The following is a 380-nucleotide window of genomic DNA, read 5'->3' on the forward strand; positions in this document are numbered from 1 at the left end:
GTCGTCCTGCTGCGAGAACTCGATCTCAACACGCGTGGCATCGGCGTGGCGCACGACGTTGTTGAGTGCCTCCTGCACGATCCGGAACACCGAGATGGCAGCGCGTTCGTTCATCGCCAGTTCTTGCGCATGCACAGTCACGACCAGGCCAAAGCGTTGGCGAAAATTCTTGGCCATCCATTCGAGGGACGGCACGAGCCCCAACTCGTCGAGCAATGGCGGCCGAAGATCCGCAGAGATCTGCCGAACGGCAACAATCGTCTCGTCGATCACGTGTTGCATTGCCTGGGTCTGGTCGATCAGCGCCTTGTCGCTCCGTGTGGCCTGCAGATCCGCTGCCAGCAGCGAAATGTCCATCTTGAGCGCGCTCAGGCGTTGGC

At 60.8% G+C, this 380-nt stretch carries 1 protein-coding gene; it reads right to left on the reverse strand.

Going from position 1 to position 380, the window contains the following annotated elements:
- A partial coding sequence (locus tag JWG43_RS19400) for a sensor histidine kinase (RefSeq protein ID WP_205244521.1) occupies positions 1-380 on the reverse strand: 380 nt, incomplete at both ends.

Origin of the sequence: Desulfobulbus alkaliphilus (genome assembly GCF_016918545.1) — a bacterium.
In the GTDB taxonomy this organism is placed as follows: domain Bacteria; phylum Desulfobacterota; class Desulfobulbia; order Desulfobulbales; family Desulfobulbaceae; genus Desulfobulbus; species Desulfobulbus alkaliphilus.